Genomic DNA, 20,335 nt, shown 5'->3' with positions numbered 1-20,335 from the left:
GTCTGATATCGGCCGACGGCCGACTCCGGCCCGGCACGGTACGACCGGTAGCGTATCCGCCAGCAGCGGGTGTGCCCGTTGCCGCCCGCGAGACGGCGCACGGCCCTGCCGGAGAACCGGTCGAGGCCCGCGCGGCGTCACCCAGAGCGTGCGGGGACACCTACGTCACAACCTCACCGGCGGGTGAGGGAGAGGGTCGGAACTATGGAAGAGCCTCGCCGCCTCGGCGGCAGGTACGAGCTCGGCGGCGTCCTAGGACGCGGCGGCATGGCCGAGGTGTACCTCGCCCATGACACCCGGCTCGGCCGTTCCGTCGCAGTGAAGACGCTCCGGGCCGACATGGCCCGGGATCCGTCGTTCCAGGCCCGCTTCCGCCGCGAGGCGCAGTCCGCGGCGTCCCTGAACCACCCCGCGATCGTCGCCGTGTACGACACCGGCGAGGACTACATCGACGGCATCTCCATCCCGTACATCGTGATGGAGTACGTCGAGGGGTCCACCCTGCGCGAGCTGCTGCACTCCGGCCGCCGGCTGCTGCCGGAGCGCGCGCTGGAGATGACCATCGGCATCCTGCAGGCGCTGGAGTACTCGCACCGCGCCGGCATCGTGCACCGCGACATCAAGCCGGCCAACGTGATGCTGACCCGGCAGGGCAACGTCAAGGTCATGGACTTCGGCATCGCCCGCGCGATGGGCGACGCCGGGATGACCATGACGCAGACCTCGGCCGTCATCGGCACCGCCCAGTACCTCTCCCCCGAGCAGGCCAAGGGCGAGCAGGTCGACGCCCGCTCCGACCTCTACTCCACCGGCTGCCTGCTCTACGAGCTGCTGACCGTCCGCCCGCCGTTCGTCGGCGACTCCCCGGTCGCGGTGGCCTACCAGCACGTCCGGGAGGAGCCGCAGCCGCCGTCCGTGTTCGACCCCGAGGTGCGCCCCGAGATCGACGCGATCGTGCTGAAGGCGCTCGCCAAGGACCGCGACTACCGCTACCAGTCCGCCGACGAGATGCGCGACGACATCGAGCGCTTCCTCGACGGCCTGCCGGTGGCCGCCGCCCAGCAGGCCGCCGCGTACGGCATGGGCGCCGCCGGGTACGGCTACGACCAGAACGGCTACCCGCAGCAGCACGACCCGTACGGCCAGACCAACGTGCTCCCGCAGCAGCCCGGCGGCGGCCCGACCACCGTCCTGCCGCAGGCCGGCGGACAGCCCGGCTACGGGCCGCAGGGCGGCTACCAGGACGACGGCTACGGCCAGACCTACGCCGGCGGCCCGTCAGGCGGCGGTCCCGACGACGGCTACGGCCGCGAGGGCGGCCGGCGCGGCGAGGAGCCGCCGAAGAAGAGCAACACCTCCTGGATCGTGCTGGCGGTGGCCGCCGTGCTGGTCCTGGTCGGCACCTTCTTCGTGGCCCAGGCCATGTTCAACGGCAACGGCGCCAAGGACACCCCGAAGGTCTCCGTGCCGAACCTGGTCGGCAAGAGCCTGGCGGACGCCAAGACGGCCGCCGCCGCGGCCGGTCCCAAGCTCGTGGTGACCGAGGGCGACAAGATCGCCTGCCCGGACGCCAACATCAAGAAGGACCAGGTCTGCACCCAGAACCCGGTGGTCGGCGGTCAGGTCGCCGAGAACGCCACCATCACGGTGCAGATCTCCTCGGGCCCGGCCAAGACGCCGGTGCCTAGCGTGATCGGCAAGACCAAGGACCAGGCGACGAAGGCGTTCAACGACGCGGGCTTCACCAACGTCACCACCGAGTACAAGGACGACGACACCGCCCCGCAGGAGACGGTCACCGCCCAGGATCCGGCGTCCGGCTCGGCCGACCCGGGCGCACCGGTCAAGCTGACCGTCTCGCAGGGCAAGGCGAAGCTGCCCGTGCCGAACGTGGTCGGCATGCAGAAGGAGGTCGCGCAGGCCCAGCTGGAGGGCCAGGGCTTCCAGGTCGACGCCTCGAAGACGGCACAGACCAACGACCCGACCAAGGTGAACACCGTCGCCCAGCAGTCCGTCCCGGCCGGCACCAAGGCCCCGGCCAACACGAAGATCACGCTGACGGTCTACAAGGCGCAGGACAAGCCCCAGGTCCCGGCGCTGCAGAACGTCAAGCTGTCGGATGCCATCTCGCAGCTGACGAAGGCCGGTCTGGGCTTCACGGTGGTGTCCGGTCCCTCGGACCCGAACGCCACCGTGATGAACACCAACCCGCCGGCCGGCACCCAGCTGGACCCGAACACCCAGGTGCAGCTCGTCACGAAGCCGGCCGATCCACCCAAAGGGGGCGACCCCCTCCCCCCCGTCCCCCCGACACCCTCCAACACCAAAGGGGGAAACAACTAAGCCCTGGTTCCCCTGGTTCTGAGGCCTGGTTGTCCTGAGCAGGAACGCCCGAGGGCCCGTCGCAACGACTGCGACGGGCCCTCGGGCGTTCTCCGCGGAGCTCAGGAGGAGCGCAGCTCCGGCGGCGGGGTGCGCTTGGCGTCCACGTCGTCCACCCGGACCAGGCTCCCCCAGACCGCCATCCGGTAGCGCGAGGTGTACACGGGCGTGCAGGTGGTCAGCGTGATGTACCGGCCGGGGCCGGCGTAGCCCGAGCCGACCGGGACGGGCGCGACGATGCCGGTGTCGTACTTGGAGGCCTCCGGCAGGGTGTTGTCGACCCGGTAGACGTACCACTTGTCCTTGGTCTCGACGACGATCGCGGCGCCCTTGTGGACGGCGTCCAGGTCGTGGAACTTGGCGCCGTGGCCGTCCCGGTGGGCCGCCAGCGCGAAGTTGCCGGCCTCGTCCCAGGGCATCGCGGCCCGGTAGGGCTGCTCGTACACCCCCGCCACGCCCTCGGCCAGGGTGCCGCTGTCGGTGCCCATCCGGATCAGCACCTGGTAGTCCTTGCCCATCGCCGGGACGTACAGGAAGCCGACCGCGTCCCCGGCCGCGTACGGCGCGGTGGGCGTCGCGCCGGGCGTCTTGCCGGGCGTCGCGCTGGGCGTCGCGCCGGGCGTCTCGCCGGGGGCCGCCGAGGGGGTGCCGGTCGGGCTCGCGGCCCAGGTGTCGCGCAGTCTGCCGGAGGCCGCGGCCGCCGAGCGGTCCGCCTCCACGTTGGTCCACCACAGCGAGTAGGCGACGAACAGGCCGAGCACCAGGCCCAGAGTTATCAGGAGTTCGCCGAGGACGCCGAGCGCGGCCAGCGCGCGGCCGCGGCCGCGCCGGGCGGGCGCCGGGCCGGGCCGGGGCGGCGGGAAGGCCTCCTCCTGTGGCTCGGCCGACTGCGCGGTCTCGTCCGTCATCTCCGGTGCTCCCCCTTTGTGCCGGGTGCGCGGGCGGCTACCCGCCCGTGATCGCGGCCGGCTTGCCTTGGCTGCGCGGCCGTTCCTCGGTCATCTTGCCAAACACGATGAGGCGGAACTTGGAGGTGAACTCGGGCGTGCAGGTGGTCAACGTGATGTAGCGGCCGGCGCCCGCGTACCCGGCGCCGTTGGGGACCGGCTTGATCACGCTCACGTTGCTGGGGGAGGTCTCCGGGATGCCGCCGGTGATCTCGTAGGTGTAGTACGCCGTGGCGGTCTCCACCACGACCTTGTCGCCCTTGCCGAGCTGGTTGATGTACCGGAACGGCTCGCCGTGGGTGTTGCGGTGCGCGGCCAGCGCGAAGTTACCCGCCTTGTCGGCCGGCATCCCGGTGCCCGTGTAGTGGCCGACCAGGCCCTTGTCGAGCACCGCCGGCTTGGAGGTGCCCTCGGCGATCGGGAACTTCAGCCCCAGCTTGGGCAGGTAGATGATGGCGAAGCCCTTGCCGGGCTCGAACGCCTCCGGCTTGGCCGGGTCCGGGGCCGGCTGCCCGGGCTTGGGCGGCGCCTGCGCGGCGTCGAACTGCTGCTCCAACTGGTTCCGGGCACCGGAGGCGGCCGCGTCGGCCTGCACGTTGGTCCACCAGAGCTGGTACGAGACGAAGAGCAGCATGACCACGCCGAGCGTGATGCACAGCTCGCCGACGAGCCGCGCGGTCACCACGGCCGCGGACTCCTTGGGCCGCACCCGCGCCCCGGCACCGCGGCCGGCCGCCCGGCGCCGCCCCACGCCCGCGCGCACGGAGGTCCGGCCCTGGGCGGCCCGCCGCCGTTCGGCCCGGCCGCCGGTGGGCGGGGCCGGCTCGGCGACCGGCCCGCCGACGTCGAGGGGCAGGCGAAGCTGCAGGGTCTGGTCGGGCAGCCACGGGTACTCGGGGCCGGACGCGGCGGGCTGCTCGGCCTGCTCGTACACGCCCCAGGCGTCCTCGGCGGCACCCTGCCCCGGCTGGGCCTGCCCCGGGTACGGCCGGTCGCCGTAGTGCTGTCCGTTGTCGTACTGGCCGTTGTCGTACTGTCCGTTGCCGTACTGGCCGTTGCCGTACTGCGCGCCGCCGTACGGCTGCCCCTCGTACGGGCCCGTCTCCGGCTGGTAACGCCCCTCCGGACGCAGCGCGGTCACGCCGCTCAGCCCCGGCCGATCACCGGGGCGAGCCCGGCCGACCGGTCCACGGCCCGTGGGTCGCCGCACTCCGCCAGCCAGTTCGCGAGCATCCGGTGCCCGCCCTCGGTGAGCACCGACTCGGGGTGGAACTGCACGCCCTCGACGGGGAGTTCGCGGTGCCGCAGGCCCATGATCACGCCGCTGCCGGTGCGCGCGGTGACCACCAGCTCGTCCGGCACCGTGGCCGGGTCGACCGCCAGCGAGTGGTACCGGGTGGCCGTCATCGGCGAGGGCAGGCCCTCGAACACCCCGCCGTCCTCGTGCTCGACCAGCGAGGTCTTGCCGTGCAGCAGCTCCGGCGCCCGGCCGACCACCGCGCCGTACGCGACCGCGATCGACTGCAGGCCCAGGCAGACGCCGAACACCGGCAGACCGATCCCCGCGCAGTGGTGCACCATCGCGATGCAGACGCCGGCCTCCTCGGGCGCCCCGGGCCCGGGGGAGAGCAGCACCCCGTCGAAGCCCTCCTCGCCCGAGCGGCGGACGGCGTGCTCGACGGTCACCTCGTCGTTGCGCACCACCTCGCAGGTGGCGCCGAGCTGGTACAGGTACTGGACCAGGTTGAAGACGAAGCTGTCGTAGTTGTCCACGACCAGGATGCGGGGCGCGGTCGGCTGGGTGGTCATTCTCGCGTGGTCTCCGTGGGATGCGGGGCAGGGTCGGCTGGGTGGCGGAGCAGGGCCGCCGGGTCAGCCGGCCGCGGCACCGTCGCCGCCGTCCACTGTGACGTCACCGAAGGGGAGCAACGGTTCCGCCCACGGGAAGACGTAGGTGAAGAGGAGGTAGACGATCCCCACGACGAGGAGCAGCGAGATGACGGCGCGAACCAGGGTGTTCCCCGGGAGGTGACGCCAGATCCAGCCGTACATGGTGCTCCCTCGACGTAGCGGACTGGGGTCAAGAGTAGACCCGGGATCAACGACCGCGGGGCCGGTCCGCTACTGCTGCCCGCCCGCCGACCGCAGCTCGGTGGTGCCGGAGTACCCGGGGAGGGTCAGGTCACCGCTCTCCTGGACCTTCCAGCCGAGCCCGTAGGCCTGGACGTACTTGAGGTAGGTGCGGATCGTCGGGTCGGCGTCCACGGCGGCCTTCAGGCCGTCCGTGCGGCCGACCGCCTTGACCACGTACGGCGGCGAGTAGACCCGGCCCTGCAGGAGCAGGGTGTTGCCGACGCAGCGGACAGCGCTGGTGGAGATCAGCCGCTGGTCCATCACCTGCACGCCCTCGGCGCCGCCCCGCCACAGCGCGTTGACCACGGCCTGGATGTCCTGCTGGTGGATGACCAGGTCGTTGACGCCCGGCTCGGGGACGCCCGGGATGCGCGCGGTGGCGTTCGGCGGGGCGTCGTTGAGGGTGACGGTCAGGCCGCCGCCCTGCAGCGGCTCCAGGGCCGCGCCGAGCCGCAGGCCGTCCAGTCGGGCCGCGTCGGCGGGGTTGCCGCCCTGCTGCCCGGTGAGCTCCTGCGCGCGGGCCTGGAGGTCGGCCAGCTGGGACTGCGCCTGCTGGTTCTGCGCGCTGCGCTGGCGTATCACGTCGCCGAGGCTCAGCAGCGAGTTGTCGGTCCGCAGGTCGGTGCCGCGGGCGGTCTGCGCGCTGATGTAGAAGAGCAGTCCGGCGAGTGCGAAAACCGCGCACGTCAGGGCACGTCCGACAATTCGGGTGCCGGAGCGGCGGGTACTGGTCGGCCGAGGGGGAATCGACAAATTAGGCACCGTACCCTTATCTCCTTAAGACCCGCCGAGCCACTACGCTAACGGACGCCGGTGGCATGTGCGGGAGCGGTCCCATGCGTTCCGCACAGCCCACCACCCGCCTACCGACCCCCCGCTGCACCTCTGCGCGGTCTCACAGCGCATCGACAGGAGAGCTCCTCGTGCCGAAGTCTCGACTCCGCAAGAAGTCCGACTACACCCCGCCGACGACGGCCACGGTGAAGATCAGTTCGGGCCGCAGTTGGGTCGCACCGCTGATGCTGGCACTGTTCCTGATCGGCCTGGTCTGGATCGTCACCTATTACGTGACCAGCGGCAGCTACCCGGTCGAGAGCTGGCGGAACTGGAACATCCTGGTCGGCTTCGGCTTCATCGCCGCGGGGTTCGGCGTCTCCACCCAGTGGAAGTGACGCCCCGCTCTTCCTGAGGCCCTTCCCGGGCCGCCTCCGCCGCTCCGGATCGCTCGCCCTGGGCGGCGGTCCGGCATGCCCGGACTCGGGCGGGAAACCGGTCGGCTATCCCCACAATCGGACTGTCACGCTTATCCACATGGTTATCCACACTGGGGAAAAGTCTCCCCAGCCTGTGGATAACTTTGCGGCCGCGGACTTTCCACAGCTGTGCACAACCCCCGGGGAACGGGAAAACCGCACAGCAGGACGCGCGTAGAACAGCAGTCCACACCCGGGGCGGCACACAGCCTGTGCACAACCCCGCACCCGCTGTGGACAAACACCCCGCGGCGTCACGCGCCGTAGCGGGCCATCCCGATCAGCAGCATCGCCGCCACCACGGCCGCCGACCCCGCCACCGCCAGCCCCTGCACCAGGCCGCGGCGCTCGCGCGGGGCGTACATCAGACCGGCCGCCGTCAGCGCGCCCACCACCAGACCGCCGATGTGCGCCCGCCAGTCGATGACGTCCGTCCGCGCGAAGGTGATGACCAGGTTGAAGACCAGGAACGCCATCACCGGGGCGACCGGGCCCCGGCTGCGCAGCTGCAACACCACCGTGGCGCCGATCAGCCCGAAGATCGCCCCGGAGGCGCCCACGGTGTTCATCGAGTTTCCGGCCAGCAGGAAGGCGAAGGTGCTCCCCGCCAGGCCGGAGAGCAGGTAGAGGGCCAGGAAGCGCAGTCGGCCGAGCGCCTCCTCCAGCGCGGGGCCGAGCCAGAGCAGGACCAGCATGTTCATGCCGACGTGCCACCACTGGAGGTGCACGAAGGTGGCGGTCAGCAGCCGGTACCACTGGCTCGGACCGTCGGCCACGCCGCTCGGGCCGCCCAGGACGGCCCGCCCGGCGCTGAACAGCGACCAGGTCTCGCCCAGCCGCGGCGCGAGCACGTAGGCGGCCAGTACGAAGACCACCACGTTGATCCCGACCAGCGCCCTGGTGACCAGCGCGCCGTCCGGCGCCAGCGCCCCGCCGAACCGGGTGGTCGCCTGCCGCATCCCGGCGTGCCCGTCCCCGACGCACTCCGGGCACTGGAAGCCCACCGAGGCGCCCACCATGCACTGCGGGCAGATCGGGCGCTCGCAGCGGGCGCAGGAGACCCCGGTGGCCGTCTGCGGGTGCCGGTAGCAGCCGGTCAGCATGAGGTGTTCCCTTCCCGTACACGACCGCCGAAATCGCCAGCCTACTGCGGCCGGGCCGGCGCCGGGCGCCCCCGGAACCTCTTCCGGACCCCGCGTACGGCCCACTCCGACATGCCGATGGGCAAATCAGCATGCATGATCAGCATTCAGGTGGATATGTGCATAAAGGACGCCACCCAGGAGGAGAGAACTCGTGACCTTTTCGGACTCGGCCCGTGAGACGGCCGCCAAGACCCGGGACACCGCCGTGCAGCTCGCGGACGGCGCCAAGCACCGTCTGGGCCCCGCCCTGGACACCTTCGGTCCGAAGGCCGCCCAGGCCGCCCACGGGCTCCGTGTCCACTACGACCGGCACCTCGCCCCGCAGTTCGGTCACGCCTTCGCCAGCCTGCCGCCCGAAGCCCAGCAGAACGCCCTGAAGGCCTTCCACCGGGCCCAGGAGGCCGCCCTGGCGGCCCGCCTGTCCGCCGCCCGCGCCGCCGACCAGGCCCGCTCCACGGTCGGCCCCAGGGTCGCCCAGGCCGTCGAGGAGGCCCGCGCCGCCGTCACCCCGGTCGCCCACGAGGCCCAGACCCGGGGCGCCGCCGCGCTGACCGCGCTGCAGGGCCACGTCACCTCGGCCGAGATCAGCGAGCTCGCCGCCCGCAACGCCAGGAAGGAGCGGTGCAACGGCTGGGCCACCGGCCTCGCCGTGGCCGGCGCGCTGGCGATCGGCAGCGGCGTCCTGGCCTGGCAGTGGTGGCGCCGGCACAGCAGCCCGGAGTGGCTGGTCGAGCCCCCGGCCGACCGGCCCACGGGCGCGCACGCGGCCGACGCGGCGGCCCCGGCACCGGTCAACGGCACCTTCCCGGACGCCGCCGGCGGCCCGCAGAGCGCCCCGCCCGCCACCGCCGGGCCCGGCACGGAGCCCGGCAAGCCCGACGACGACCGCCCCAAGCCGCACGACCCGCGCAAGCCGCACTGACCCGGCGCCCCGACCCGCGCGTGCCCACGTCGGTGCTGAGGTCGGCGCTGACGTGAGCCGGGAAACGCGAAAGCGGCTGACCCGCTGGTGCAGGTCAGCCGCTTCGCGCGTGCTGTGGAGCATAGGAGACTCGAACTCCTGACATCTGCCTTGCAAAGGCAGCGCTCTACCAACTGAGCTAATGCCCCTCGACGGCACCGCGGGTGCCGACGGGCACTAGCGTACCGGGTTCCGGCGCTTTTCCCAGCGCCCTCCCCCGGGGCCGACCGGAGCTGCCGCCGAGGCGGCGTCCGGGCGGTGCCTGGGGTCCGGCCGATCCGGTCGGATGACCGGGCCGGCCGGCCCGGGAGGCGCGCTCGGGCGCCTCCGAAGATCGTCGATCGTCAGATCGTCCGGGGTTCAGCGACCGGCCGGAACCGGGTCGGTGGCCTCGGTCCACAGGTCCTGCTCGGCGCGGTCCGCCTGGACCTGACGGTAGACAAAGAAGCCGCCGAGGGCGACCAGGGCGACCAGGAGAAGCTTCTTCACCGCGGGACCTCGTCCTTCTTGCGTTGATGGACTCAAGAGCCGGTGCTCCGGCCGGACTGACCGGGCCGACGAGTCCAGTTGTGTTTCGAGCGCGAGCGGGCTGCCGGGTGCCAGACTGCCCTTGCGGCCGATGATACACACCGGTGTCCCAATCGTGACCAGCCACCGCTGCGGCCAACCCGGCGGTCCGGACGAAGGATTGACGCAGCACCTCCTGCCGTACGGTCGGCCCGCGCGGGCCGGGCCCTACGGCGTGCCCGACGGGCGCTTCGGCAGGCGGTCGGACGGGCGGTTCGACGGCGCCACCACCACGGCCTTCCCGCCCGCCAGGTCCACCCTGGTCCGGGGCGGCGCCCCCTCGCCCTCCTCGTCGCGCAGCATCAGGGTGCTGCCGCGTTCGTCCAGCTCGTGCTGCTTGCCGGCGGCGAACTGCGCGTGCAGTTGCTCGAAGCCGGTGGCCGAGATCTGCCCCTCCCGACCGGTCCCCCGCCACGGCACCCAGCGCGACCGGCACGCCCGCAACGCGAGCTGGTCGACCACGGCGAGCACCAGCAGGGCGCAGACCAGTCCGGGAATGCTCATCGCCCAGAAGACCGCCACGTCGTCACCATCCCTCCACACGTCCCCTCCCCGGAGAACAGCCGGGCGGGACACGCGGTTCCCGGAGCGGCCGGGGAAACGCCGAAGGGCCCGGAGTACATGACTCCGGGCCCTTCGCGGTGGTGGGCCTAACAGGACTTGAACCTGTGGCCTCTTCCTTATCAGGGAAGCGCTCTAACCGTCTGAGCTATAGGCCCTTGCCGCACTGAAAGATTAGCGGACCGATGGCCGATCTCCCAAATCCGGGTCGGCGGGGCCCGCGGCGGGGACCCCGGTGACCAGCTGCGGCACTCCCGCGGCCGGGCGCAGCAGCCACTCCTCACGGGTCGACGGGAGGCCGGCCGCGCCCTGCTCGGTGCTGCGGACGGCGAGGATCTGGTTGATCCCGATCCGGTTCTGCTCGAAGGCGAGCGCGCTGGCCGCCATGTACAGCCGCCAGACCCGGGCCCGACCGCGGCCGACCAACTGGACGGCCTCGGTCCAGTGCGCCTCCAGGTTGGCCACCCACTCGCGCAGGGTCAGTCCGTAGTGCTCCCGCAGCGACTCGACGTCCCGGACCTCGAAACCGGCCTCCTCCAGCCGGGCCACCGTGGAACCGACGGGGGAGAGCTCGCCGTCGGGGAAGACGTAGTGGTCGATGAAGGGGCTGGTGCGGTGCGGCTCACCGGGGTGGTCGGGGCGGCGGGCGATCTGGTGGTTGAGCAGCCGGCCACCGGGCACCAGCAGCCCGTAGAGGCCCTCGGCGTAGACCCGGTACTGCTCGGACCCGACGTGCTCGGCCATCCCGACGCTGGAGATCGCGTCGAACGGGCCGTCGACGATCTCCCGGTAGTCCTGGAGCCGGACCTCCACCCGCCCGGCCAGGCCGGCCTCCTCGACCCGCCGACGGGCCAGCGCGACCTGCTCCCGCGAGATGGAGACACCGACGGCGGTGACGCCGTAGTGCTCGGCCGCGTGCAGCAGCAGCGAGCCCCAGCCGCAGCCGACGTCCAGCAGGCGCATCCCGGGCCGTAGGCCGAGCTTGCGGCAGATCAGGTCGAGCTTGGCCTCCTGGGCGGCCTCCAGGCTCTTCGCCTCCGGCGCCCAGTAGGCGCACGAGTAGACCATGGAGGAGCCCAGCACGAGCCCGTAGAAGTCGTTCCCGACGTCGTAGTGGTGGCTGATGGCCGCGCGGTCCCGGCTGCGGCTGTGCAGCCGCCCGCGGGCCTTGCGGACCTCCTCCGGGGGCGGCGTGGGCTCGGGGCCGAGCGCCCCGGCCCGCAGCGCGGCCGCGAGGACGCGGCGGCCGTTCGCGCCGAGCACGTCGCGCGGGCCGAGGTCGAGGCGGCGGATCTCCGGCCGCTCGGCGAACCGCCCGACGGCCGACAGCACCTCGTAGAGGTCCGTGCCGGGGGCGATCTCCAGGTCTCCCGCGACGTAGGCCCGGGCCAGGCCCAGCTCGCCCGGCTGCCAGAGCAGCCGGCGCAGCGCCCGGCGGTTGCGCAGGACCACGGTGGGGGCTCCCGGCGGCCCCGCGACGCTGCCGTCCCAGACCTGTACCCGCAGCGGTACCGGGACCCCCAACAGCCCGTCCAGGGCCTCGACCAGTTGACCTGCGAGCTTCGCCACCGCGCGCCTCCGTCCAGCCGTCCTACGGAACGTCATCAGACCCGGTCGGGCGGACCGGGGGCGGCCTGCGGCACTCCCAGGCGTGGACCGGGCGCCATCCAGCTAATCCCACTGCGACCGACCGGCTTCCGGACGGCACGCCGCGGGTCGCCGTCTGTCACCCGAAATGCCGACGGGCCCCGTAGGCTGCAACAGCCTGCGGGGCCCGGACATTCCGTCCGTGGACGGGGAGATGACCCAGGGTCAGGATCCGGCCGGGGTCAGTCCTCCTCGGCCAGGGTCAGCTCGACGCCGCCGGTGAAGCCGGCCGCCGCGTTGTAGATGAACGCCGAGAGCGTGGACAGCGCGGTCAGCAGGACGACGTCGACCACGGCGATCAGCGCGGTGAAGGTCATCACCTTGCCGAAGCCCACGTAGTCCATCAGGTTCAGGCCGCCGGTGCTGTCCGAGCCCGTGACGTCCTTGAGGGTCTTGGTCAGCGAGCTGAAGACGCCGAGCGAGTCCAGCGTCATCCACAGCACCGCGGCGGCCACGATGATGATGATCCCGACCGCCAGCGACAGCAGGAAGCTGACCTTCATCACGGACCACGGGTCGACCTTGGTCACCCGCAGCCGGGCCTTGCGGGTCCGGCCGAGGCCCGGGCCGGCGGCCGCGGGCGGGCCGGCCGGCCGGCGCGCCGCACCCGGGACGGGCGTGCCGCCGGGCGGGGTGTTGCCGCTGGTCCGGGTGCCCCGGCCCGGGGTCGGCTGCCCCTTGGCGTACGTGGTCGGCTGCGAGAAGCCGCCGCCCGGCGCCGGTGCACCCGGCGGCGGCGGGGGCGTCTGGCCGCCGTAGGTCGCGCCGCTCTGGCCCCCGCCGCCGACCGGTGGCATCAGCGAGGTGGACGCCGAGTGCTCGGCCGGCGGCTGCGGAACGCCGTACCCACCCCCGCCCTGCGCGCCCGGACGGCCGCCGGAGGGTCCTCCCGCAGCACCCGTGGCTCCACTCACCTGGTCCTCCCGCACTTCCCACCAGGGCGGCGGCACCGCCCTGCTTCGTCACTCGTCATCCAGCGCCCGGCGGGATTGCCCGGAACTGGTCGGCGACCGGTGCCGCCGCGTCCTCTCTCTGGACGCGACGGCACCGGCCCGTGGTTCGGTTCAGATCCCGGCGTCGCCGCCGACCGTCGTCTCCGTACCCTCGGCCGTCTCGGTGGACTCGGTGTCCGTGACCTCGTCGTCCGCCGTCTCCTCGTCCTCGGCTTCCGCGTTGCGGGCCATGCCCACGACCGCATCGCGCTTTCCGAGGTTGATCAGTTGGACGCCCATCGTGTCACGTCCGGTTTCACGAACCTCGGAAACCCTTGTCCGGATCACCCCACCCGACAGGGTGATGGCCATGATCTCGTCACTGTCGTCGACCACGAGCGCGCCGACCAGCGAGCCCCGGCCCTCGACGATCTTCGCCGCCTTGGTGCCGTAGCCGCCCCGCCCCTGGACACGGTACTCGTCCACGGCCGTGCGCTTGGCGTACCCACCATCGGTCGCGGTGAAGACGTACGTCCCCGGGCGGACGACGTTCATCGAGAGCAGTTCGTCGTCCTCGCGGAAGGCCATGCCCTTGACGCCGGAGGTGGCGCGGCCGGTCGGGCGCAGCGCGTCGTCGGTCGCGGTGAAGCGGATCGACTGGGCCTTCTTGGAGACCAGCAGCAGGTCGTCCTCGGCGGAGACCAGCTCGGCGCCGATCAGCTCGTCGTCCCGGCCTTCCTCGTCCTGGCGCAGGTTGATCGCGATCAGGCCGCCGGAACGCGGCGAGTCGTAGTCCTTCAGCGCGGACTTCTTCACCAGGCCGGCCCGGGTGGCGAGGACCAGGTACGGCTTGTCCTCGTAGGTGCGCACGGCCATCACCTGGGTGATGTGCTCCTCCGGCTGGAAGGCCAGCAGGTTGGCCACGTGCTGGCCGCGGGCGTCGCGTCCGGCGTCCGGCAGCTCGTAACCCTTGGCGCGGTAGACCCGGCCCCGGTTGGTGAAGAACAGGATCCAGTTGTGCGTCGTCGTCACGAAGAAGTGGTCGACGATGTCGTCCTGCTTGAGCTGCGCGCCGCGCACGCCCTTGCCGCCGCGCTTCTGCGAGCGGTAGAGGTCGGAGCGGGTCCGCTTGACGTAGCCGCCGCGGGTGATCGTGACGACGATGTCCTCCTCGGCGATGAGGTCCTCGATCGAGAGGTCGCCGTCGGACGGGATGAGGGTGGAACGCCGCTCGTCGCCGTACTTCTCGACGATCGCGGTGAGCTCCTCGGAGATGATCTCCCGCTGGCGGATCGGCGAGGCCAGGATCGCGTTGTACTCGTCGATCTTGCGCTGCAGCTCGTCGTGCTCGTCCATGATCCGCTGGCGCTCCAGGGCGGCCAGGCGGCGCAGCTGCATCTCCAGGATGGCGTTGGCCTGCAGCTCGTCGATGGAGAGCAGTCCCATCAGGCCGGTGCGGGCGGCGTCGGCGCTCGCCGAGGCCCGGATCAGCGCGATGACCTCGTCGATCACGTCCAGGGCGCGCAGCAGCGCGCGCAGGATGTGGGCGCGCTCCTCGGCCTTGCGCAGCCGGAAGGTGGTGCGCCGGACGATGACCTCGACCTGGTGGTTGACCCAGTGCCGGATGAAGGCGTCCAGCGACAGCGTGCGCGGCACGCCGTCGACCAGGGCCAGCATGTTGGCGCCGAAGTTGGTCTGCAGCTCGGTGTGCTTGTAGAGGTTGTTCAGCACGACCTTGGCGACCGCGTCGCGCTTGAGCACGACCACCAGGCGGGTGCCGGTGCGGGACGAGGACTCGTCGCGGACGTCGGCGATGCCGGCGACCTTGCCGTCCTTGACCAGGTCGGCGATCTTCAGCGCGAGGTTGTCCGGGTTGACCTGGTACGGCAGCTCGGTGATCACCAGGCACTGGCGGCCCTGGATCTCCTCGACCTCGACCACGGCACGCATGGTGATCGAGCCGCGGCCGGTGCGGTAGGCCTCGTCGATCCCGCGGTGGCCGACGATCAGCGCGCCGGTCGGGAAGTCGGGGCCCTTGATCCGCTCGATCAGGGCCTCCAGCAGCTCCTCGTTGGAGGCCTCCGGGTGCTCCAGCGCCCAGAGCGCGCCGGAGGCGACCTCGCGGAGGTTGTGCGGCGGGATGTTGGTGGCCATGCCGACCGCGATGCCGGTGGCACCGTTGACGAGCAGGTTGGGGATGCGCGCGGGCAGGACGGTCGGCTCCTGCGAGCGGCCGTCGTAGTTGGCGGCGAAGTCGACGGTCTCCTCGTCGATGTCGCGCATCATCTCCATGGCCAGCGGCATCATCTTGCACTCGGTGTAGCGCATGGCCGCGGCCGGGTCGTTGCCCGGGGACCCGAAGTTGCCGTTGCCGTCCACCAGCGGCATCCGCAGCGACCACGGCTGGGCCAGGCGGACCACGGTGTCGTAGATCGAGGTGTCGCCGTGCGGGTGGTAGTTGCCCATGACGTCGCCGACGACGCGGGCGCACTTGTAGTAGCCCTTCTCGGGGCGGTACCCGCCGTCGTACATCGCGTAGAGCACGCGTCGGTGCACCGGCTTGAGGCCGTCGCGGACCTCGGGGAGCGCCCGGCTGACGATCACGCTCATCGCGTAGTCGAGGTAGGAGCGCTGCATCTCGGTCTCGAGCTCGACCGGCTCGATCCGCATGGTCGCCTGGGCGGTGGCCTCGGGGGCCTCGGGGGTCTCGGGCTGTTCGCCTTCGGGACGGTTGTCGTCGACCACTGGTGGTCAGTTTCCTTTCACGCGGACTGGTACGTGGTTCGCTGCCGGTCGGGCGGCGTCACACGTCCAGGAAGCGGACGTCCTTGGCGTTGCGCTGGATGAAGGAGCGGCGCGCCTCGACGTCCTCGCCCATCAGCACGGAGAACAGCTCGTCGGCACGGGCGGCGTCCTCCAGGGTGACCTGGAGCAGCAGCCGGTGCTCGGCGTCCATGGTGGTGACCCGGAGCTCCTCGGCGTTCATCTCGCCGAGACCCTTGAAGCGCTGGATCGCGTCGTCCTTGGGGAGTCGGCGCCCGGCCTCCACCCCGGCCGCGATCACCGCGTCGCGCTCGCGGTCGGAGTAGGCGTACTCGAAGTCGTCCTTGCCCCACTTGATCTTGTACAGCGGCGGCATGGCGAGGTAGACGTACCCGGACTCGACCAGCGGCCGCATGAAGCGGAACAGCAGGGTGAGCAGCAGGGTGCGGATGTGCTGACCGTCGACGTCGGCGTCCGCCATCAGGACGATCTTGTGATAGCGGAGCTTGGACTCGTCGTAGTCCTCCTGGATGCCACAGCCGAAGGCCGAGATCAGCGCCTGGACCTCGGTGTTCTGCAGCACCCGGTCGATCCGGGCCTTCTCGACGTTCAGGATCTTGCCGCGGATCGGCAGGATGGCCTGGGTACGCGGGTCCCGGCCCTGCTTGGCCGAGCCGCCGGCGGAGTCACCCTCGACGATGAAGATCTCGCACTCGGACGGGTCCTTGGACTGGCAGTCGGAGAGCTTGCCCGGCAGCGAGGCGGACTCCAGCAGGCCCTTGCGGCGAGTGAGGTCGCGGGCCTTGCGGGCGGCGACGCGCGCGGTGGCGGCCTGGATGGACTTGCGGATGATGTCCGCGGCCTCGTTGGGGTTGCGGTCCAGCCAGTCGTTGAGGTGCTCGTAGACGACCTTCTGGACGAAGGTCTTGGCCTCGGTGTTGCCGAGCTTGTCCTTGGTCTGGCCCTCGAACTGCGGCTCGCCGAGCTTGACCGAGATGATCGCGGTCAGACCCTCGCGGATGTCCTCGCCGGAGAGGTTGTCGTCCTTCTCGCGGAGCAGCTTCTTGTCCCGCGCGTAGCGGTTGACCAGGCCGGTCAGCGCGGCGCGGAAGCCCTCCTCGTGGGTGCCGCCGCCGTGGGTGTGGATGGTGTTGGCGAAGCTGTAGACCCCCTCGGTGTAGGAGGAGTTCCACTGCATCGCGATCTCCACCGAGATCGCCTTGTCCTTGTCCTCCGCCTCGAAGTCGATCACCGAGGGGTGGATCACCTCGCCCTTGCGGGAGTTGAGGTGGGCGACGAAGTCGGCGATGCCGCCGTCGTACTTGTACGTGACGGTGAGCGGCTTGCCCTCCTCGTCCACGTGCTCGGGGCGCTCGTCGGTGAGCGAGATCGACAGGCCCTTGTTGAGGAAGGCCATCTCCTGGAAGCGCCGGGAGAGCGTCTCGAAGGAGTAGACGGTCGTCTCGAAGATGTCGCTGTCGGCCCAGAAGGTGACCGTGGTGCCGGTGCGGTCGGTCGGCTCCCCCTTGGCCAGGGCGGCCACCGGGGCGCCCATCTTGTAGTCCTGGGTCCAGGTGTTGCCGTCCTTGTGGATCTCCACGGAGAGCCTGGTGGACAGCGCGTTCACCACGGAGACGCCGACGCCGTGCAGGCCGCCGGAGACGGCGTAGCCGCCGCCGCCGAACTTGCCGCCGGCGTGCAGGACGGTGAGCACGACCTCGACGGCCGGCTTGTCCTGGCCGGGGACGATGTCCACGGGGATGCCTCGGCCGTTGTCGACGACGCGGATCGCGCCGTCGGCCATGATCGTGACGTCGATGGTGTCGGCGTACCCGGCCATCGCCTCGTCGACGGAGTTGTCCACGACCTCCTGCACCAGGTGGTGCAGACCGCGCTCGCCGGTGGAACCGATGTACATGCCGGGGCGCTTGCGGACGGCGTCGAGGCCTTCCAGCACCTGGATGTTGCTACCGGTGTAGGAAGCCTGGTCGGTCTGGTCTGGGGTCTGGCTGGGGTTGCCGGAATCGGCCACGAAGCGCCCTCTCTGGCACAGCACGGGCCGCAATCCCGCCCCGTGCGGGCGGGCGTGCGACCACGGCGTTTAGACTCGGTTGCCACTAGCAACAGTGTTTGGCTCTCAGTCTACCGGTACGACTGACAGAGATGGGCGTTTGGCAGCCCTTGAAGGCAGATATGCCGCCCTGAATCCCCTCTGCACGTGTCCCGATACTCGCCCCGGGGGCCCAGAGCGCCTGGAAGGGCTGTCAGGGGTTCCGGAAGATCGTGGTCCGCTCGGCGTCGGTCGCCGTGGGGCCGGCCCCGCGGTCAGCCCCAGGTGTCGCCCGGCCCCTTGCTCCCCGGCGCGCGCAGCCGGCCGTAGCCCCGGGCGGGCGCCGCCGGGCCGAGCACCTTGATGGTGCGGACCGTGCCGTGGCCCAGCTCGTGATTCAGACGGGCCACCAACTGCCTTGCCAGCCAGCGCAGTTGGGTGGCCCAGGCAGTGGAGTCGCACTGCACGGTGAGCACCGCGGCGGCGTCGTCGTAGGAGGAGGGGTGGCAGTGCGCGGCGATGTCCGGGCCGACGATCTGGGGCCACCGGCCCATCACCCCGCCGACCGCGGCCGAGGACTCCCAGCCCCGCTCGGTCAGCAGCCGATTCAGCGCCGCCCCCAACGGGACCGGGTCGCGGCCGTCCGACCGGGCACCGCTGCGCAGTCCGTACCGCTTCGCCTCGCGCTTCTCCCGGACCTGCTCGCCGCGCTGCCGCGCCTGGGCCCGGGCCGCCCGCAGGGCGGAGCGGGCGAGGTCGGCGCCGGTCGGTGCCGGGTCGCCCGGCTGGGGGGAGCGCTCCGCCGGCTCGCTCACGGCGATCTCCTTTCCCCAGCCTGTGGACAACGGTCGCGGGTGCGCGCCGATGAGCCGTCCAGCCTACGGGAGTGCACGGGCGGCGGTTGCGGGTGTGCCGGGGAAGTCAGGCGTCGATCCGACGGACGGCGCCGTCGGCGACCGTGAACCGGGCTCCGGCCAGCGCCTTCGGCACGTCCTCGGCGACCGCCGCGGTGACCAGCACCTGCTCGCCGTCGGCCACCAGTTCGGCCAGCCGGTCCCGGCGGGCCGCGTCCAGCTCGGCGAACACGTCGTCCAGGATCAGCACCGGCTCGCCGCCGTCGGCGCGCAGCAGCTCGTACGAGGCCAGCCGCAGCGCCAGCGCGAACGACCAGGACTCGCCGTGGCTGGCGTAGCCCTTGGCGGGTAGCGGGCCGAGCTTGAGCACCAGCTCGTCGCGGTGCGGGCCGACCAGGGTGATCCCGCGCTCCACCTCCTGCTTGCGGATCGCCTGCAGCGCGTTCAGCAGCTGTTCCTCGGCCTGCTCGCGGCTGGTCGGCAGCCCGCCCTCGAAGGAGCTGCGGTACTCCAGGGCGGTGTCGCCACCGCCCGGGGCCAGCTGCCCGTACGCGGCCGCCACCAGCGGCTGCAGGGCGGCCACCAGCTGGATCCGGAAGGCCGTCAACTCGGCGCCGGCCCGGGCCAGATGGCCGTCCCAGACCTCCAGGGTGGAGAGGTCGGCGCCCTTGCCGCCACCGGCCCGGCGGGCCATCGCGGCGGTCTTCAGCAGGGCGTTGCGCTGCTTGAGCACCCGCTCGTAGTCCTGCCGGACCCCGGCCATCCGGGGGGCCCGGGCGGTCAGCAGCTCGTCCAGGAAGCGGCGGCGCTCGCCCGGGTCGCCCTTGACCAGGCTGAGGTCCTCGGGGGCGAACAGGACGGTGCGCAGCAGGCCCAGCACGTCGCGCGGGCGGACGTTGTCGGAGCGGTTGATCCGGGCCCGGTTGGCCTTGCCCGGGGTCAGCTCCAGCTCGACCAGGGTGGAGCGGCCGCGGTCCACGACCGAGGTGCGGATCACCGCGCGCTCGGCGCCCAGCCGGATCAGCGGGGCGTCGGTGGCGACCCGGTGGCTGCCCAGGGTGGCGACGTAGCCGATCGCCTCGACCAGGTTGGTCTTGCCCTGGCCGTTGGGCCCCACGAAGGCCGTCACGCCCGGGTCGAGGGGGACCTCGGCCCGGGCGTACGACCGGAAGTCGGCGAGCGACAGATGCGCGACGTGCATGGCTGTGGACTGCGCTCGCCTTCTGTGGACAAACCCTGGGGGAGTTACTTGGACTCGACCGCGTGGCCGCCGAACTGGTTGCGCAGCGCGGCGATCATCTTCATCTGCGGCGAGTCGTCCTGGCGGGAGGCGAAGCGGGCGAACAGCGAGGCGGTGATCGCCGGCAGCGGCACCGCGTGGTCGATCGCGGCCTCGACGGTCCAACGGCCCTCGCCGGAGTCGGCGGCCCAGCCGCGCAGCTTGGCCAGGTGCTCGTCCTCGTCCAGGGCGCGGACGGCCAGGTCCAGCAGCCAGGAGCGGATGACCGTGCCCTCCTGCCAGCTGCGGAAGACCTCGCGCACGTCGGTGACCTCGGGGGCGGCCTCCAGCAGCTCCCAGCCCTCGGCGAAGGCCTGCATCATCGCGTACTCGATGCCGTTGTGGACCATCTTGGCGAAGTGGCCGGCGCCCACCGCGCCCGCGTGCACCGAGCCGAAGTCGCCCTCGGGCTTGAGCGAGTCGAAGATCGGCTGGACGCGGGCGACGTGCTCGGCGTCGCCGCCGTACATCAGGGCGTAGCCGTTCTCCAGGCCCCAGACACCGCCGGAGACACCGCAGTCGACGAAGCCGATGCCCTTGGCGGCCAGTGCCTCGGCGTGCTTGATGTCGTCGGTCCAGCGGGAGTTGCCGCCGTCGACCACCACGTCGCCGGGGGAGAGCAGCTCGGCGAGCTCGTCGACGGTCGCCTGGGTGGCGGCACCGGCCGGGACCATCACCCAGACCACCCGCGGGCCCTGGAGCTTGGTGACGAGTTCCTGCAGGCTCTCGACGTCGGAGACGTCCGGGTTGCGGTCGTAGCCGATGACGGTGTGGCCGGCGCGGCGGATCCGCTCGCGCATGTTGCCGCCCATCTTGCCGAGACCGATGAGGCCGAGCTCCATGACCAAGTCCTTACCTGTG

The 20,335-nt window shown here is 71.7% G+C and carries 18 protein-coding genes and 2 tRNA genes; 3 read left to right on the top strand and 17 right to left on the bottom strand.

Translation table 11 applies throughout. The features are described from left to right. The first annotated feature begins 204 nt into the window (after window positions 1-204). On the top strand, window positions 205-2,343 hold the full coding sequence (gene pknB, locus P3T27_RS01950; RefSeq protein ID WP_280673913.1) for a Stk1 family PASTA domain-containing Ser/Thr kinase: 2,139 nt from the start codon (window positions 205-207) through the stop codon (window positions 2,341-2,343). A gap of 101 nt (window positions 2,344-2,444) precedes the next feature. Here the strand turns inward: pknB and P3T27_RS01945 are convergent, their stop codons facing one another. The 5 genes from P3T27_RS01945 to P3T27_RS01925 all read right to left on the bottom strand — a co-directional run bounded on the left by P3T27_RS01945 (window position 2,445) and on the right by P3T27_RS01925 (window position 6,209). Beyond that, entirely contained in the window at window positions 2,445-3,290 is an 846-nt protein-coding gene (locus P3T27_RS01945) for a class E sortase (protein ID WP_280673912.1), read from the bottom strand. 37 nt (window positions 3,291-3,327) lie between these two features. Then, entirely contained in the window at window positions 3,328-4,470 is a 1,143-nt protein-coding gene (locus P3T27_RS01940) for a class E sortase (protein ID WP_280673911.1), read from the bottom strand. 5 nt (window positions 4,471-4,475) lie between these two features. Further along, complete coding sequence (locus P3T27_RS01935; protein ID WP_280673910.1) at window positions 4,476-5,138, bottom strand: aminodeoxychorismate/anthranilate synthase component II; 663 nt, start codon at window positions 5,136-5,138, stop codon at window positions 4,476-4,478. Between the two features lie 63 nt (window positions 5,139-5,201). Then, window positions 5,202-5,381 carry a hypothetical protein gene (locus P3T27_RS01930; RefSeq protein WP_280673909.1) on the bottom strand — a complete coding sequence of 60 codons (180 nt, stop codon included), beginning with the start codon at window positions 5,379-5,381 and terminating at the stop codon, window positions 5,202-5,204. Between the two features lie 69 nt (window positions 5,382-5,450). Continuing rightward, window positions 5,451-6,209, bottom strand: a complete 759-nt coding sequence (locus P3T27_RS01925; RefSeq protein WP_280674107.1) for a DUF881 domain-containing protein — start codon at window positions 6,207-6,209, stop codon at window positions 5,451-5,453. A gap of 176 nt (window positions 6,210-6,385) precedes the next feature. On the opposite strand from P3T27_RS01925, the gene crgA reads away from it, so the two are divergent. Continuing rightward, a complete protein-coding gene (gene crgA, locus P3T27_RS01920; protein ID WP_280673908.1) occupies window positions 6,386-6,634 on the top strand; it encodes a cell division protein CrgA in 249 nt (82 codons plus the stop codon). A gap of 335 nt (window positions 6,635-6,969) precedes the next feature. On the opposite strand, the gene P3T27_RS01915 is transcribed toward crgA, so the two are convergent. After that, window positions 6,970-7,818: a rhomboid family intramembrane serine protease gene (locus P3T27_RS01915; protein ID WP_280673907.1), complete on the bottom strand. Its 849-nt coding sequence runs from the start codon at window positions 7,816-7,818 to the stop codon at window positions 6,970-6,972. A gap of 193 nt (window positions 7,819-8,011) precedes the next feature. Between P3T27_RS01915 and P3T27_RS01910 the strand changes: the two genes are divergently transcribed. Next, window positions 8,012-8,782: a DUF5324 family protein gene (locus P3T27_RS01910; protein WP_280673906.1), complete on the top strand. Its 771-nt coding sequence runs from the start codon at window positions 8,012-8,014 to the stop codon at window positions 8,780-8,782. 115 nt (window positions 8,783-8,897) lie between these two features. On the opposite strand, the gene P3T27_RS01905 is transcribed toward P3T27_RS01910, so the two are convergent. The 11 genes from P3T27_RS01905 to gnd form a co-directional block, all read right to left on the bottom strand. Next, window positions 8,898-8,970, bottom strand: a tRNA-Ala gene (locus P3T27_RS01905). Window positions 8,971-9,181: 211 nt separating this feature from the next. Further along, entirely contained in the window at window positions 9,182-9,310 is a 129-nt protein-coding gene (locus tag P3T27_RS01900; RefSeq protein ID WP_014137031.1) for a DLW-39 family protein, read from the bottom strand. A gap of 246 nt (window positions 9,311-9,556) precedes the next feature. Continuing rightward, window positions 9,557-9,892, bottom strand: coding sequence for a DUF6191 domain-containing protein (locus P3T27_RS01895; protein WP_280674106.1), 336 nt, complete (start codon window positions 9,890-9,892; stop codon window positions 9,557-9,559). A 138-nt stretch (window positions 9,893-10,030) separates the two neighbouring features. Next, window positions 10,031-10,107 (bottom strand) — tRNA-Ile (locus P3T27_RS01890). 16 nt (window positions 10,108-10,123) lie between these two features. Further along, window positions 10,124-11,518, bottom strand: a complete 1,395-nt coding sequence (locus tag P3T27_RS01885; protein ID WP_280673905.1) for a cyclopropane-fatty-acyl-phospholipid synthase family protein — start codon at window positions 11,516-11,518, stop codon at window positions 10,124-10,126. A gap of 260 nt (window positions 11,519-11,778) precedes the next feature. After that, the gene (locus P3T27_RS01880) at window positions 11,779-12,510 is read right to left on the bottom strand and encodes a DUF3566 domain-containing protein (protein WP_280673904.1); all 732 of its coding nucleotides are present in this window, start codon (window positions 12,508-12,510) and stop codon (window positions 11,779-11,781) included. Window positions 12,511-12,660: 150 nt separating this feature from the next. Then, window positions 12,661-15,273 (bottom strand): DNA gyrase subunit A, encoded by a 2,613-nt coding sequence (gene gyrA, locus P3T27_RS01875; protein WP_280673903.1) that lies wholly within the window; start codon window positions 15,271-15,273, stop codon window positions 12,661-12,663. 58 nt (window positions 15,274-15,331) lie between these two features. Next, on the bottom strand, window positions 15,332-17,347 hold the full coding sequence (gyrB, locus tag P3T27_RS01870) for a DNA topoisomerase (ATP-hydrolyzing) subunit B (protein WP_280673902.1): 2,016 nt from the start codon (window positions 17,345-17,347) through the stop codon (window positions 15,332-15,334). Window positions 17,348-17,616: 269 nt separating this feature from the next. Further along, window positions 17,617-18,156, bottom strand: coding sequence for a DciA family protein (locus P3T27_RS01865; RefSeq protein ID WP_280673901.1), 540 nt, complete (start codon window positions 18,154-18,156; stop codon window positions 17,617-17,619). A 106-nt stretch (window positions 18,157-18,262) separates the two neighbouring features. Continuing rightward, window positions 18,263-19,396 carry a DNA replication/repair protein RecF gene (recF, locus tag P3T27_RS01860; RefSeq protein ID WP_280673900.1) on the bottom strand — a complete coding sequence of 378 codons (1,134 nt, stop codon included), beginning with the start codon at window positions 19,394-19,396 and terminating at the stop codon, window positions 18,263-18,265. Window positions 19,397-19,440: 44 nt separating this feature from the next. Next, complete coding sequence (gene gnd, locus P3T27_RS01855; RefSeq protein WP_280673899.1) at window positions 19,441-20,316, bottom strand: phosphogluconate dehydrogenase (NAD(+)-dependent, decarboxylating); 876 nt, start codon at window positions 20,314-20,316, stop codon at window positions 19,441-19,443. Between the last annotated feature and the right edge of the window lie 19 nt (window positions 20,317-20,335).

This window comes from Kitasatospora sp. MAA19 (assembly GCF_029894125.1).
Taxonomy (GTDB): Bacteria; Actinomycetota; Actinomycetes; order Streptomycetales; family Streptomycetaceae; genus Kitasatospora.
This window is presented reverse-complemented; position numbering and strand designations above follow the sequence as displayed.

Bases quoted from the DNA above. Each gene is read 5' to 3' on its own strand.
- gnd (WP_280673899.1), bottom strand. From the start codon at position 20,316: ATGGAGCTCGGCCTCATCGGTCTCGGCAAGATGGGCGGCAACATGCGC.
- P3T27_RS01945 (WP_280673912.1), bottom strand. From the start codon at position 3,290: ATGACGGACGAGACCGCGCAGTCGGCCGAGCCACAGGAGGAGGCCTTC.
- P3T27_RS01930 (WP_280673909.1), bottom strand. From the start codon at position 5,381: ATGTACGGCTGGATCTGGCGTCACCTCCCGGGGAACACCCTGGTTCGC.
- P3T27_RS01935 (WP_280673910.1), bottom strand. From the start codon at position 5,138: ATGACCACCCAGCCGACCGCGCCCCGCATCCTGGTCGTGGACAACTAC.
- P3T27_RS01895 (WP_280674106.1), bottom strand. From the start codon at position 9,892: ATGAGCATTCCCGGACTGGTCTGCGCCCTGCTGGTGCTCGCCGTGGTC.
- P3T27_RS01915 (WP_280673907.1), bottom strand. From the start codon at position 7,818: ATGCTGACCGGCTGCTACCGGCACCCGCAGACGGCCACCGGGGTCTCC.
- pknB (WP_280673913.1), top strand. From the start codon at position 205: ATGGAAGAGCCTCGCCGCCTCGGCGGCAGGTACGAGCTCGGCGGCGTC.
- recF (WP_280673900.1), bottom strand. From the start codon at position 19,396: ATGCACGTCGCGCATCTGTCGCTCGCCGACTTCCGGTCGTACGCCCGG.